This is a genomic window from Bradyrhizobium sp. B124 (genome assembly GCF_038967635.1).
In the GTDB taxonomy this organism is placed as follows: domain Bacteria; phylum Pseudomonadota; class Alphaproteobacteria; order Rhizobiales; family Xanthobacteraceae; genus Bradyrhizobium.
Map to the genome: position 1 here is coordinate 1,011,685 of NZ_CP152413.1, position 13,703 is coordinate 1,025,387.

Sequence of the window (13,703 nt, forward strand, 5' to 3'; positions counted from 1 at the left end):
AATCCTGCCAACGCCGGGAACGTTCCGGGGAGGCCAATGTTCCAATGCGATCAAATGCGCCGATCGGGCCCAAGCAATATGAACGGCTTACGCTACTGCGCAAAAAGTTCCAATGCGCATGGGAACTTTTGGTTCCATCGACGATTAAGCCCCTCGGTTTGCGTCACAAATCGCGGTTTTGGCGTTTTCCCGCTTGAATAGATCAAGAGCAGTCATTCTTATGGTCACACTGGCTTCTCCGAGTCCCTGGATTCGTGGCCAGCGCGTAGGGGAAATTACATGACCGATCTCGGTTCGCCGCCTCGTCCCCGTGCTGATACACGCCGCGCCCAATCATCGAACGGAAGCCTCGATTCCTCGCACGATCTGCTGCAATCGCTGCAGGCGATGCGCGGCGGCGACTTCTCGGTTCGGATGCGTGGCGACTATCTCGGTATCGATGGCAAGATCGCCGACGCCTTCAACGAAATCGCAGCCGCCAACGAGCGCATGGCGCAGCAATTGGCGCGCGTCGGACAGGTCGTCGGCCGTGAGGGACAGACCCGCCAGCGCGTCAATTTCGGCCTTGCCAGCGGCGCTTGGGCCGACATGGAAAGCTCGGTCAACACCCTGATCGACGATTTGCTGTGGCCGACCCGCGAAGTCACCCGCGCGGTTGCCGCGGTGGCGCAGGGCGACCTGCTGCAGACCGTGCAACTCGACGTCGAGGGCAGGCCGCTGCGCGGCGAATTCCTGCAGTCGGCGAACATCGTCAACACGATGATCAAGCAGCTCTCTGTGTTCACCTCGGAGGTCACGCGCGTGGCCCGCGAAGTCGGCACCGAGGGCAAGCTCGGCGGCCAGGCCCAGGTGCCCGAGGTGACCGGCGTCTGGAAGGACCTGACCGAGAGCGTCAACTCGATGGCCAACAACCTGACCGGCCAGGTCCGCAACATCGCCGAGGTGACGATCGCGGTCGCCAACGGCGACTTGTCCAAGAAGATCACGGTCGACGTCCGTGGCGAGATCCTGCAGCTGAAGGAGGCCATCAACACGATGGTCGATCAGCTGCGGTCATTCGCTTCCGAAGTGACGCGCGTGGCGCGCGAGGTCGGCACCGACGGCAAGCTCGGCGGCCAGGCGATCGTGCCCGGCGTCGCCGGCACCTGGAAGGACCTGACCGACTCGGTGAACGCGATGTGCGGCAACCTGACCGCTCAGGTCCGCAACATCGCCAACGTGACCACGGCCGTGGCGCGCGGTGACCTGTCACGCAAGATCACGGTCGATGTCAGCGGCGAGATTCTCGAGCTGAAGGACACCATCAACACGATGGTGGACCAGCTCAATTCGTTTGCCTCGGAAGTGACGCGCGTGGCGCGCGAAGTCGGTACCGAAGGCAAGCTCGGCGGCCAGGCCCAGGTGCCCGGCGTCGCCGGCACCTGGAAGGATTTGACCGACAACGTCAACTTCATGGCGTCGAACCTGACCGCCCAAGTCCGCAACATCGCCGACGTCGCGACCGCGATCGCCGGTGGCGACCTGTCGAAGAAGATCACGGTGAACGTATCGGGCGAGATCCTTCAGCTGAAGGAAACGCTCAACACGATGGTCGACCAGCTCAACGCGTTTGCGTCGGAAGTGACGCGGGTGGCGCGCGAGGTCGGCACCGAAGGCAAGCTCGGCGGCCAGGCCAACGTGCTCGGCGTCGCAGGCACGTGGAAGGATCTCACCGACAACGTCAACTTCATGGCGTCGAACCTGACCGCGCAGGTCCGCAATATCGCAGGGGTCACCACCGCGGTCGCCAATGGCGACCTGTCGAAAAAGATCACGGTCGACGTGCGCGGTGAAATCCTCGAGCTGAAGGACACCATCAACACGATGGTGGACCAGCTCAATGCCTTCGCCGGCGAGGTGACGCGCGTGGCGCGCGAGGTCGGCACCGAGGGCAAGCTCGGCGGCCAGGCCGAGGTGCGCGGCGTCGCAGGCACCTGGAAGGATTTGACCGACAGCGTCAACTCGATGGCCTCGAACCTGACGGCACAGGTCCGCAACATCGCCGAGGTCGCCACCGCGGTGGCGAAGGGCGACCTGTCGAAGAAGATCACCGTGAACGTGTCGGGCGAAATCCTTCAGCTGAAGGAAACGCTCAACACGATGGTCGACCAGCTCAACGCCTTCGCTGGCGAGGTGACGCGCGTTGCGCGCGAGGTCGGCACCGACGGCAAGCTCGGCGGCCAGGCAGAAGTGCCCGGCGTCGCCGGCACCTGGAAAGACCTGACTGACAGCGTCAACTCGATGGCCGGCAACCTCACGGCGCAGGTCCGCAACATCGCCGAGGTCGCGACCGCGATCGCCGGCGGCGACCTGTCGCGCAAGATCACGGTCGACGTGCGCGGCGAGATCCTTCAGCTGAAGGAAACGCTGAACACGATGGTCGACCAGCTCAACCGCTTCGCGGGCGAGGTGACGCGCGTGGCGCGCGAGGTCGGCACCGACGGCAGCCTCGGCGGTCAGGCCAACGTGCCCGGCGTCGCCGGCACCTGGAAGGATCTGACCGACAGCGTCAACTCGATGGCCGGCAACCTGACGGCGCAGGTCCGCAACATCGCCGAAGTGACGACCGCCGTGGCGCGCGGCGACCTGTCGCGCAAGATCACGGTCGACGTGAAGGGCGAAATCCTCGAGCTGAAGAACACCATCAACACGATGGTGGATCAGCTCAACGGCTTCGCCGGCGAAGTCACGCGCGTGGCGCGCGAGGTTGGTACCGAAGGCAAGCTCGGCGGCCAGGCCGAAGTGCCCGGCGTCGCCGGCACGTGGAAGGACCTCACCGACAACGTCAACTTCATGGCGTCGAACCTGACTGCGCAGGTCCGCAACATCGCCGAAGTCGCGACCGCGATCGCCGGCGGCGATTTGTCGAAGAAGATCACGGTGGACGTGCGCGGCGAGATCCTGCTGCTCAAGGACACCCTGAACACGATGGTCGAGCAGCTGCGCTCGTTCGCCGCCGAAGTGACGCGCGTGGCGCGCGAGGTCGGCACCGAGGGACGGCTGGGCGGCCAGGCCGTGGTGCCCGGCGTCGGCGGCACCTGGAAGGACCTCACCGACAACGTCAACCTCCTGGCCGCGAACCTGACCACGCAGGTCCGCAACATCGCCGAAGTGACGACCGCCGTGGCGCGCGGCGACCTGTCGCGCAAGATCACGGTCGACGTGAAGGGCGAAATCCTCGAGCTGAAGAACACCATCAACACGATGGTCGACCAGCTCAACGCCTTCGCGGGCGAGGTGACGCGCGTCGCGCGCGAGGTCGGCACCGAGGGCAAGCTGGGCGGTCAGGCTGAGGTGCGCGGCGTCGCCGGTACCTGGAAGGACCTGACCGACACCGTCAACGTCATGGCGGCGAACCTGACCGAGCAGGTGCGCGGCATCGTCAAGGTGGTGACCGCGGTCGCCAATGGCGACCTGAAGCAGAACCTGACGGTGAAGTCGAAGGGCGAGGTGGCCGCGCTCGCCGACACCATCAACAACATGACCGAGACGCTTGCGACCTTCGCCGAACAGGTGACCAGCGTGGCGCGCGAAGTCGGCGTCGAGGGCCGGCTCGGCGGTCAGGCCAACGTGCCCGGCACCGAAGGCACCTGGAAGGACTTGACCGGCAACGTCAACCTGCTCGCAGCCAACCTGACCTCCCAGGTGCGCGCGATCGCGGAAGTGGCGACCGCCGTGACCAAGGGCGACCTGACGCGCTCGATCCAGGTCGACGTGCGCGGCGAAGTCGCGGAGCTCAAGGACAACATCAACACGATGATCGGCAACCTCCGTCTCACCACGGAGCGCAACACCGAGCAGGACTGGCTGAAGACCAATCTGGCGCGCTTCACCAACATGCTGCAGGGCCAGCGCGATCTTGCGACCGTTGGCCGCCTGCTGCTGACTGAGCTGGCGCCGCTGATCAACGCGCATATGGGCGTGATCTACCAGGTCGACAATCCCGAGAATGCGCAGCTGCGCTTGCTGTCGGCCTATGCTAGCGACAGCAGCAATCCGCATCCACAAATCGTCCAGTTCGGCGAGGGACTGATCGGCCAGTGCGCGCTCGACAAGCGCCAGCGCCTCGTCTCGGATATCCCCGGCGACGCGGTGCCGATCAATTCGGCGCTGATGCGGATCATGCCGAAGAACCTCGTTGTCTTCCCGGTGCAGTTCGAGAACCAGGTCAAGGCGGTGATCGAGCTATCCTCGATCTCGTCGTTCACGACATCGCAGATCACCTTCCTCGAACAGCTGACCGACAGCATCGGCATCGTGCTCAACAGCATCGAGGCGACGATGCAGACCGAGGCGCTGCTCAAGCAGTCGCAGCAGCTCGCCGGCGAACTGCAGACCCAGCAGAAGGAGTTGCAGCAAACCAACGACCAGCTCGAGCAGAAGGCCCAGCAGCTGGCCGAACGCAACGTCGACGTCGAGCGCAAGAACCAGGAAATCGAGCAGGCCCGCCGCGCGCTGGAGGAGAAGGCGACCGAGCTGTCGCTGACCTCGAAGTACAAGTCCGAATTCCTCGCCAACATGTCGCACGAGTTGCGCACGCCGCTGAACTCGATCCTGATCCTGGGCCAGCAGCTCACCGAGAATCCGGACGGCAATCTGACCGGCAAGCAGGTCGAGTTCGCCCGCACCATTCACGGCGCCGGCACCGACCTGCTGAACCTGATCAGCGACATCCTCGATCTGTCCAAGATCGAGTCCGGCACGGTGACAGTCGATGCCGAGGAAATCCTCACCTCGAGCCTGCTCGAGACCGTCGGGCGGCCGTTCCGGCACGAGGCGGAGAACCGGCATCTCTCCTTCAGCATCGATGTCGACGCCAATCTTGCGCGCAGCATGGTGACCGACTCCAAGCGGCTGCAGCAGGTGCTGAAGAATCTGTTGTCGAATGCGTTCAAGTTCACCGCGGACGGCGGCGTCAGCCTGACCGTGTCGGCCGCACTCGGCGGCTGGAGCGCCGAGCATCCGATCCTGAACGCGGCACCGGCCGTCGTCGCATTCGAAGTGTCGGATACCGGCATCGGCATTCCCCAGGACAAGCAGAAGCTGATCTTCGAGGCGTTCCAGCAGGCCGATGCCGGCACCAGCCGCAAATATGGCGGCACGGGCCTTGGCCTTGCCATCAGCCGCGAGCTGGCCGGCCTGCTCGGAGGCGAGATTCATCTGCGAAGCGCGCCGGGTAAAGGCTCGACCTTTGTGCTCTATCTGCCGCTGAAATATGCCGGACCGTCGGTGGCCTTGCGCCCGCAGGCGCTGGCGATGCCGCACACGGCCGCGCCGGCGCTGCAGTCGTCCGGCACACAGGAGCGTGTGATCGAGCAGCTGCCGGACGACCGGCTCGATCTCGAGCCCGGCGACACGATCCTCTTGATCGTCGAGGACGACCCGCATTACGCGCGGGTGCTGATCGATCTGGCGCGCGACAAGGGCTTCAAGGTGCTGGTCGCAAGCCGCGGCGCCGAGGCGCTGGATCTCGCCAAGCAGTTCCAGCCGAGCGCGGTTTCGCTCGACGTCTTCCTGCCCGACATGCTGGGCTGGACGGTGCTGAGCCAGCTCAAGCACAATCCGCTGACCCGTCACATTCCAGTCCAGATCATTACGCTCGACGAGGACCGGCAACATGCGCTGGCGCGCGGCGCCTTCTCCTTCGTCAACAAGCCGACCACGACCGAGGGCGTCAGCGCGGCGCTGTCGCAGATCAAGGAATACGCCAGACCGCGTCGCAAGCGTCTGCTGATTGTGGAGGACAATGCGGCGGAGCAGCTCAGCATCACCGAGTTGCTCGGCCACGAGGATATCGAGATCGTGACCAGCGGAACCGGGGCAGGGGCGCTCTCAACGTTGCGCGAGCATCCGTGCGACTGTGTCGTGCTCGATCTGCGCCTGCCCGACATGAGCGGCTTCGAGGTGCTGGATCAGATCCGCAAGGACGAAAGGCTCTCCAATATACCCGTTGTGGTGTTTACCGGCCGGGAACTTTCGGCCGAAGAGGACGCGGAACTGCACACGATGGCGCGCAGCATCGTCGTCAAAGGCGTGGAGTCGCCGGAACGTCTGCTCGACGAAACGTCACTGTTCCTGCACCGTGTGATCACGGAATTGCCTGTCGAAAAACAGAGGATGCTGGAGAAGCTCAATAGTTCCGATGAGGATCTTATTGGCAAGACCGCGCTCCTGGTCGACGACGACGCCCGCAACATCTTCGCGCTGTCGAGCGTGCTGGAGCGGCGAGGTATGAAGGTGTTGACTGCGACAACCGGTCACGAGGCGATCTCGCTGGTCGAGTCCAATCCGAAGATCGCGATCGTGCTGATGGACATCATGATGCCGCAGATGGACGGTTACCAGACCATCGGCGCCATCCGGCAAAATCCCGCCTTTGCGCGGCTGCCGATCATCGCGCTGACCGCGAAGGCGATGAAAGGTGACCGGGAGAAATGCCTGGAAGCAGGCGCATCCGATTATCTGGCGAAACCCGTGAACACCGAGCAACTGCTGCTGGCGATCCGCATGTGGCTGCACCGCTGATCGGCGATCGAACATGATGGACCATGAAAAGGTGAACATCCTTCTGGTCGATGACCAGCCGGCCAAGCTGCTGGCTTATGAGGTCATCCTGAAGGAGCTCGGAGAGACGCTCGTGGCCGCTTCGTCGGGCCGCGAGGCGCTGGAGTTCCTGCTCAAGAATGAAGTCGCGGTCATTCTGGTCGACGTCTGCATGCCCGAGCTGGACGGCTTCGAGCTCGCAGCGATGATCCGCGAGCATCCGCGCTTTCAAAAGACCGCGATGATCTTCATCTCGGCAATCCAGGTCAGCGACATCGACCGGCTGCGCGGCTACGAGATGGGCGCGGTCGATTACGTGCCGGTGCCGGTCGTGCCGGAAGTGCTGCGCGCAAAGATTCGCGTGTTCGCCGAGCTCTACCGCAAGACGCGGCAACTCGAACGCCTCAACGCCGAGCTCGAGGACCGGGTGCGCGCCCGCACCGCCGAGCTCGAGCAGTCGACCACCCGGCTGGTCGAAAGCGAGGCGCGTCGCAGCATGGCGATTGCCGCGGGCAAGATGGGCTCGTGGGACTGGGACTGGGTCAACGGCGACTGGATGTGGGACGAGGGGCAATACAAGATCTTCGGCGTCGATCCGAAGTCCTTCGCACTGAACTCCGACAATATCCAACGGCTGTTTCATCCCGACGATGTCGAACAACTCCGCCAGGGCTGGACCGGCTTCGGCAACGGCCACACATCCTATGAGGCCGAATTCCGCGTCGTGCGGCCGGACGGCGAGATCCGCTGGTGCGTCGGCACGGCTGCGGCGACCAGCGACAGGAGCGGCAGGGTGGTGCGGGTCAGCGGCGTCACCGTCGACATCACCGATCGCAAGAAGGCCGAGGAACGGCAGAGCCTCTTGACCCGCGAGGTCGACCATCGCGCCAAGAACGCGCTCGCGCTGGCGCAGTCGATCGTGCGCCTGACGCGCGCGCAGAACGTGACCGCCTATGTGCGGGCGGTCGAGGGCCGCATCACGGCGCTGGCGCGGGTTCACACCGTGCTGTCGCTGTCGAGCTGGCAGGGCGCCGAGATCCGGCGGCTGGTGACCGAGGAGATCGCGCCTTATTCCGAAGCCGGGCAGATCCGGATCGCCGGCGGAGAGGTGCAGTTGCAGCCCGCGACCGCGCAGACGCTGGCGCTGGCGCTGCACGAGCTCGTCACCAACTCCGCCAAATATGGCAGCCTGTCGGTGTTACCGGGCAGGCTCGCGATCACCTGGGAAGTGGCGGACGACACGCTGATCCTGGCCTGGGTGGAATCCGGCGGGCCTCCGGTGACCAAGCCGAAGCAGAAAGGCTTCGGCACACGAAGTGTCATCGCAAGCATCGAGACCCAGCTCGGCGGACGGGCCGATTTCGATTGGCGCGCCGAGGGCCTGATCTGCCGGCTCACGGTTCCCCTCAAGCCGCTTGTTGGAGACACGCCGGCGTTCCGCGAACCGACGGCCGAGCGCAAGCCCATGGTCCGTTCCAGGGCCGTGTAGTACATCCTGTGGAGCGCTCGCCTGTTGATGCGACGGCGCTCCCCAACGGACATTGATGCAGACGACATTGTGAACGCATCCTGCGCGCGAACTGCGCTATGAGCTGCGCGTCTGACAGGGACCTCGCGCGAGGAGCAAATGCGTAAGACAAATCTTGCCGGCGTGAGCATTTCCGTCGTCATCCTCGCAGCGACCAGCATCGCGCGGTCGGGCGCTGAACCTGTACTGAAAGGCGCGGAAGCGTTCGGCGACTGGCAGCGCGACAGGCCGGGCACAGTGCGTCTGATCACGCCGCAGGACTTGCCCAAGCCGGGCGCAACGGCCTCCAGCAGCAATTCGTCCCGCGTCGTGTCGCGCCCCGCATCGGCGGTGCCGCAGGTGCCGGCGGGCTTCAAGGTCGAGTTGTTTGCGAGCGGGCTGAGTGGTCCGCGCATTATCCGGACCGCGCCCAACGGCGATATCTTCGTCGTGGAAACCAGCTCCGGCCGCATCCGTGTCCTGCGCAGCGCCGACGGCGCCACTAGGCCGGCGACCAATGAGGTCTACGCAGCCGGACTGAACCGGCCGTTCGGCATCGCGTTCTTTCCAAACGGCGACAATCCGCAATGGCTCTATGTCGCCAACACCGACAGCGTCGTGCGCTTTGCCTACCGCAACGGCGATCTCAGGGCGTCGGGAAAGCCTGAGAGCATTGTCGCAAACCTTCCTCACGGCTACGGCCATTCCACGCGTGACATCGTGTTCACGCCTGACGACAAGCGCATGCTGGTGTCGGTCGGCTCCGCCGGCAACGCTGGCGAGGGCCTTGGCCGGCCGCCGGAAGGTATCGAAAGCTGGAGCCGCGACCACGCGCTTGGCGCGGCTTGGGGGTCGGAAACCGACCGTGCGGCTGTGCTGGCCTTCGATCCCGACGGCAAGAACCAGAAACTGTTCGCCACCGGTATCCGCAACTGCGTCGGACTTGCGATCCAGCCTGGAAGCGGCACGCCCTGGTGTTCGACCAACGAGCGCGACGGCCGCGGCGACAACCTCGTGCCCGACTATGTGACGCGTATCCGCGAGGGCGCGTTCTACGGCTGGCCCTGGTACTATATCGGCGCCAACGAAGACCCGGCGCATGCCGGCGTGCGGCCCGACCTCAAGGACAAGGTGACTACTCCCGACGTGTTGTTGCAGGCGCACTCGGCCTCACTCGGCCTGACCTTCTACACCGGCAGTAGTTTCCCGGCCGAATATCGCGGCGATGCGTTTGCAGCCGAACACGGCTCGTGGAATCGCGCGAAGCGGACCGGCTACAAGATCATTCGCATCAGGTTGAAGGACGGGGTGCCGACCGGCGAGTACGAGGATTTCGTCACCGGCTTTGTCATCGGCGACAATGAGGTCTGGGGCCGTCCGGTGGGTGTCACCGTGGCGCGGGACGGCGCGCTGCTGGTCTCCGAAGACGGCAACGGCACGATCTGGCGCGTCAGCCACGACTAGCCGTTCGGTCGACGGCCGCTACCCCAGTCCATCCTTGAGGCCGTATTCCTCATAGATGGTGAGGGGATCGGTATCGGGAAACAACCGGCACTTGGCTTGGGCAAGATGCAGCGTGACGGCTCCGGCCTCACATCTCGCGGTCAGGAGCTTCCGGACGTCCTCCATATGCGCGCGCGGCTGATGCTTCGACGGCAACTGCTCGAGCGCGACCAGCGCGGTGGCCAGAGCTTCCGTGACCACCCAATCGTCGTGTCCGGTAATTCCCTTTCGCGGCATCACCACACCCTCCGTCGCACCGGCTGCGACATTGTAGCGCGAGATGGGTGGGGGCTGTCATCAGCCAACATGAGCGGGGCGGCCAGGAACCGGTTGGCGCGCCCTGCCACGATGCGCCGCAGGGAACCAGCGTGGCGGCGCGCGCAGGCAATGCTTAGAACGACGGCTGCCGTCACCCGGTCAGCCCGCCCGATGTTCGAACCCTATCTCTCGGCCTGGAGCCTCGTCCCCGACAGCGACCCGATCGTGACGCGCGCCGCACGGTTGCTGCCGGTGCGGCGGCACGGCGAGCCGGCAATGCTCAAGCTCTCGAACGAGCCGGACGAACGCCTCGGCGCGATCGTCATGGAGTGGTGGGATGGCGACGGTGCGGCGCGCGTCCTTGCCCGTGACGGCGAGGCGCTCCTGCTCGAGAGGGCGATGGGCCCGGCTTCGCTCGGCGACATGGCGCGAACCGGCCGGGACGATGAGGCCTGCAGAATTCCTTGTGCAACGGCCGATAGGCTTCACGCCCGGCGGGCGAAACCGCGGCCGGACTTGACGCCACTGAAAGACTGGTTTCGCGAGCTGTGGCCGGCGGCGAGGGCGCACGGCGGCATCCTGAACCGATCGGCCGGCATCGCCGAAGCGCTGCTCGGCGATCAGCGCGAGATCGTGGTGCTGCACGGCGATCTGCACCATGACAATGTGCTCGACTTCGGTGCGCGCGGCTGGCTTGCGATCGATCCCAAGCATCTCGTCGGCGAGCGCGGCTTCGATTTCGTCAACATCTTCACCAATCCGGATCTTGCCGATCCGGCACGGCCGGTTGCGACCGAACCCGGACGTTTTGCCCGGCGTCTCGACATCGTCGCGGAAGCAGCAAAGCTGGATCGCCGTCGCTTGCTGTCATGGATCGTCGCCTGGACCGGCTTGTCGGCGGCGTGGTTCCTCGGCGATGACGATTCGCTCGCCGAAATCGACCTGCAGATTGCAAACCTTGCCGCGGCTGAACTCGACCGGACGGCGTAGGGTGCGCAGCGACTACGCTGCGGCGGCGCTGGCTCCGCTCAGCGACACACTCAAGATCCGCCATTTCGATATGTCGAAGAAGTAGGCGGCCTTGATACGCGCGGACGCAGGATCCGGCGCCTGAATCGCCGTGTGGAATTTCCGCTCCCCATCGCTCAGCGAAATCCGGAATGTCTGCATTGGTCGAACCTCCACGCGCGGATGCTGCGGCAAGGACGGTTAAGATCCGGTTGCTGGCAGCAATCCTGCAGGGCGCACGCGCGTCTCACGCGTTGCCGTTCTCATGTGAAGCCCGCGGCAGCCGCACCATGGTGTCTTCTGCACCAACGACGCGTCCGTCCTGCGCTCTCAGTTCAAGGCGGCGCACCGGCAGTCCATTCTTTCGATCAACCAGCAGCACATGCGCTTCGTCGGGCTCGAAGAAGAAATCCTCACCCCACTGCCGGAGCGCGACAAGGAGCGGGAACAGCCCGCGTCCCTTTTCGGTCAGCACATATTCCTGATACGGGCTGCCGTCCGCTGCAGGCACGGTCTCCATGATTCCGTGCGCCAGCAGATTGCGGAGCCGGGCGGAGAGGATGTTCTTGGCAAGCCCAAGGCTCTTCTGAAATTCGCCGAACCGGCGCAGCCCGTCGAATGCATCGCGGACGATCAACAGCGACCACCAGTCTCCGATCGCATCCAGCGGCCGGGCCACGCCGCACATCGAGTCCCTGTGGCTCACTCGCTTCGCCATCGTGGTCCGCCTTACGCTCCTCAATCCAAATTCTGATCGGTGCGCGGCCCGAAAGACCCGCCTCGTCGGGGTCTCGATATATCGGTTGCAAAGTAAAACCACAAGCGATACACGATGGTTTCAATCTAAAACCATCCGAGGCCAAGCCATGATCCAGCCCGACGCCAGCTTCGCCGGCACCTTTCCGTTCACGCCGCATTTCAGCGCGGCTCCAGGTTTCCGGATGCATTATGTCGACGAAGGCCCGCGAGACGGCGAGGTGGTGCTCTGCCTGCATGGCGAACCGACCTGGGGCTATCTGTTTCGCCATCTGGTGCCGGCCCTCAGCGCGACGCAGCGCGTGGTCGTTCCGGATCACATGGGGTTCGGCAAGAGCGCGACCCCGGCGCAGCGCAGCTATTGGCTGCAGGACCATGTCGACAATCTCGAAGCGCTGGTCCTTGCGCTCGATCTCACCGACATCACGCTGGTCATGCATGACTTTGGCGGCCCCGTCGGCATGGGGTTCGCGGCCAGGCATCCGGACCGCATCCGCCGCATCATCTCGGCCAACGGGCCGACGCCGTTCGGGCAGAGCGATCTGTTCGAGCGCGTCACCGCCAATGCGCTGGCTTCGCCGTGGTTTCAATGGATCGCAAAAGCCGAGGCGAACGGCGAGCTCGAGCCGGTGCTCGGACAGCTCGGCTTCAACATCCTGAGCACGCTCAAGCTCAATGGTTTCGAGAACAACGCCGTCATCACCGACGCCTGGCTCGCCGCCTACGGCGCACCCTTTGCACGTCCGGCCGACTGCCTCGGCGCGATCGGATGGGCCAGGGGCTTTGCGACCGGTGCGCACAGGTTCGACGCGCCGGATGCCACCGCCGACCGCGCGATCCGCAGCAGGCCGGCGCTCGCCATCTGGGGCGAGGCGGACCGCACGCTGCACGCAGAGCATTTCCTGCCGCTGTTTTCCGCGATCTTCCCGGCGGCACCGGTCAGGCGTCTTGCCGGCGTCGGGCATTACTGTCTTGAGGATGCCCCGGAGGAAATCAGCGGCCTGATCGCGGAGTTCATCCGGCAGACCTGACTGCGTGCCCGATCGCATGCGCGGGGGCAGGGCAGCAATGGCGCTGGTTAGGTTGCAGAGGGTTCGGGCGTTGATCGGGTTATGCCTGCTCGCAGCAAACGAGCAGGACGCTCACGTCGCCATATCTGGACTAGTGTGGGTTCAGCTCGCGCCCGCGATAATGACGAGGTTGTTGATGACAGGCGTTGAGCAAAACGCCACCACAAGGGCAATCCTGGAAAGGCTTTGGCTGCGCCAAAGCAACGCGATGACGAGGAACGTCAAACCTAATTTCGGGATCAGCCACCAGGCGCCGAACCAAGTCTGGGCCATCTCCATGAACGGGTTTGCCTCGCCGAACCCGAGCTCCAAGATCCTGTTGGTGGTCGCGAGGTCGGCGCATCCAAGGAGCAGCACGGAAAGCAGCAGCAGTGCCTTGACCCAATTCATTTCAGCCCCTCGGTGCCGAGCGCCAGACTGGCAACGACCCCATCATTCATGCTGATTCGTTAATTGTTGGTTTGGGCAGGGGATTCAACCGCGGCACCTGGATGGGCTCCCAGCCAGTCAGCATACCGCTGCTCCGGTTACCCCCCTTGCATTTGCTCTAAACGACACCAGCGCCCCTGGTCGCCGCTGGCCCGGCTCTCGCAAATCGCCTCCTTGCGTAGCCGATCAGCGGGGACTCGATCGTGCGCCAGGTGATCTCCGCCAAGACGCAAACAACCGGAAGTGCAAGGCAACCTGCAAGCGGACGGCCGAAGCCAATGAACACGTCGTAGGCAACCATGTGGAATAGATAGAGCGAATAGCATCTGCGTCCCGGCCATATGAACGGACGGAGCAGTTCTGTCCGTTCCATGTTGGCGCCCAACCACATATTCGCGCAGCATGCCAACGCTGCGATTGAAAGAAAGCCGAAGGGTTCAACCATGACGGCATACGCCACATCGCAAAGCGGCGGCACGCAGTGCATTGGCGGAAGGGGTGTCCTGTCAACCGTGCTGAAACAATTCAGGTTTCTAAGATATGGTCTGGGAAAGCTACGGTCCCGACCACGGCGTATCGCCTGAGGATTG

Annotated in this window: 9 protein-coding genes; 5 read left to right on the plus strand and 4 right to left on the minus strand. The window is 64.3% G+C overall.

Annotated elements, in window-relative coordinates:
• Nucleotides 1-387 precede the first annotated feature (387 nt).
• The 3 genes from AAFG13_RS04670 to AAFG13_RS04680 all read left to right on the plus strand — a co-directional run bounded on the left by AAFG13_RS04670 (nucleotide 388) and on the right by AAFG13_RS04680 (nucleotide 9,553).
• Nucleotides 388-6,564, plus strand: a complete 6,177-nt coding sequence (locus AAFG13_RS04670) for a HAMP domain-containing protein (protein ID WP_342713546.1) — start codon at nucleotides 388-390, stop codon at nucleotides 6,562-6,564.
• A gap of 16 nt (nucleotides 6,565-6,580) precedes the next feature.
• Nucleotides 6,581-8,071: an HWE histidine kinase domain-containing protein gene (locus tag AAFG13_RS04675; protein ID WP_342713547.1), complete on the plus strand. Its 1,491-nt coding sequence runs from the start codon at nucleotides 6,581-6,583 to the stop codon at nucleotides 8,069-8,071.
• Between the two features lie 138 nt (nucleotides 8,072-8,209).
• Nucleotides 8,210-9,553 carry a sorbosone dehydrogenase family protein gene (locus tag AAFG13_RS04680; RefSeq protein WP_342711264.1) on the plus strand — a complete coding sequence of 448 codons (1,344 nt, stop codon included), beginning with the start codon at nucleotides 8,210-8,212 and terminating at the stop codon, nucleotides 9,551-9,553.
• 18 nt (nucleotides 9,554-9,571) lie between these two features.
• Here the strand turns inward: AAFG13_RS04680 and AAFG13_RS04685 are convergent, their stop codons facing one another.
• A complete protein-coding gene (locus AAFG13_RS04685; RefSeq protein ID WP_092114459.1) occupies nucleotides 9,572-9,829 on the minus strand; it encodes a hypothetical protein in 258 nt (85 codons plus the stop codon).
• A 192-nt stretch (nucleotides 9,830-10,021) separates the two neighbouring features.
• Here AAFG13_RS04685 and AAFG13_RS04690 point away from each other — a divergent pair, with 192 nt between their 5' ends.
• Complete coding sequence (locus AAFG13_RS04690; protein WP_342713548.1) at nucleotides 10,022-10,840, plus strand: aminoglycoside phosphotransferase family protein; 819 nt, start codon at nucleotides 10,022-10,024, stop codon at nucleotides 10,838-10,840.
• Nucleotides 10,841-10,852: 12 nt separating this feature from the next.
• Here AAFG13_RS04690 and AAFG13_RS04695 read toward each other — a convergent pair whose 3' ends face one another.
• Nucleotides 10,853-11,020 (minus strand): hypothetical protein, encoded by a 168-nt coding sequence (locus tag AAFG13_RS04695; protein WP_176531327.1) that lies wholly within the window; start codon nucleotides 11,018-11,020, stop codon nucleotides 10,853-10,855.
• An 85-nt stretch (nucleotides 11,021-11,105) separates the two neighbouring features.
• Nucleotides 11,106-11,576 carry a helix-turn-helix domain-containing protein gene (locus AAFG13_RS04700; RefSeq protein WP_342711265.1) on the minus strand — a complete coding sequence of 157 codons (471 nt, stop codon included), beginning with the start codon at nucleotides 11,574-11,576 and terminating at the stop codon, nucleotides 11,106-11,108.
• A gap of 148 nt (nucleotides 11,577-11,724) precedes the next feature.
• Between AAFG13_RS04700 and AAFG13_RS04705 the strand changes: the two genes are divergently transcribed.
• On the plus strand, nucleotides 11,725-12,645 hold the full coding sequence (locus AAFG13_RS04705) for an alpha/beta fold hydrolase (protein WP_342711266.1): 921 nt from the start codon (nucleotides 11,725-11,727) through the stop codon (nucleotides 12,643-12,645).
• A 141-nt stretch (nucleotides 12,646-12,786) separates the two neighbouring features.
• Here AAFG13_RS04705 and AAFG13_RS04710 read toward each other — a convergent pair whose 3' ends face one another.
• The gene (locus AAFG13_RS04710) at nucleotides 12,787-13,074 is read right to left on the minus strand and encodes a DUF5658 family protein (protein WP_249132423.1); all 288 of its coding nucleotides are present in this window, start codon (nucleotides 13,072-13,074) and stop codon (nucleotides 12,787-12,789) included.
• Between the last annotated feature and the right edge of the window lie 629 nt (nucleotides 13,075-13,703).

What these genes read in the sequence shown, in the direction of transcription:
- AAFG13_RS04670 (WP_342713546.1), top strand. Translation starts at nt 388, where the DNA reads ATGCGCGGCGGCGACTTCTCGGTTCGGATGCGTGGCGACTATCTCGGT.
- AAFG13_RS04675 (WP_342713547.1), top strand. Translation starts at nt 6,581, where the DNA reads ATGGACCATGAAAAGGTGAACATCCTTCTGGTCGATGACCAGCCGGCC.
- AAFG13_RS04680 (WP_342711264.1), top strand. Translation starts at nt 8,210, where the DNA reads ATGCGTAAGACAAATCTTGCCGGCGTGAGCATTTCCGTCGTCATCCTC.
- AAFG13_RS04685 (WP_092114459.1), bottom strand. Translation starts at nt 9,829, where the DNA reads ATGCCGCGAAAGGGAATTACCGGACACGACGATTGGGTGGTCACGGAA.
- AAFG13_RS04690 (WP_342713548.1), top strand. Translation starts at nt 10,022, where the DNA reads ATGTTCGAACCCTATCTCTCGGCCTGGAGCCTCGTCCCCGACAGCGAC.
- AAFG13_RS04695 (WP_176531327.1), bottom strand. Translation starts at nt 11,020, where the DNA reads ATGCAGACATTCCGGATTTCGCTGAGCGATGGGGAGCGGAAATTCCAC.
- AAFG13_RS04700 (WP_342711265.1), bottom strand. Translation starts at nt 11,576, where the DNA reads ATGGCGAAGCGAGTGAGCCACAGGGACTCGATGTGCGGCGTGGCCCGG.
- AAFG13_RS04705 (WP_342711266.1), top strand. Translation starts at nt 11,725, where the DNA reads ATGATCCAGCCCGACGCCAGCTTCGCCGGCACCTTTCCGTTCACGCCG.
- AAFG13_RS04710 (WP_249132423.1), bottom strand. Translation starts at nt 13,074, where the DNA reads ATGAATTGGGTCAAGGCACTGCTGCTGCTTTCCGTGCTGCTCCTTGGA.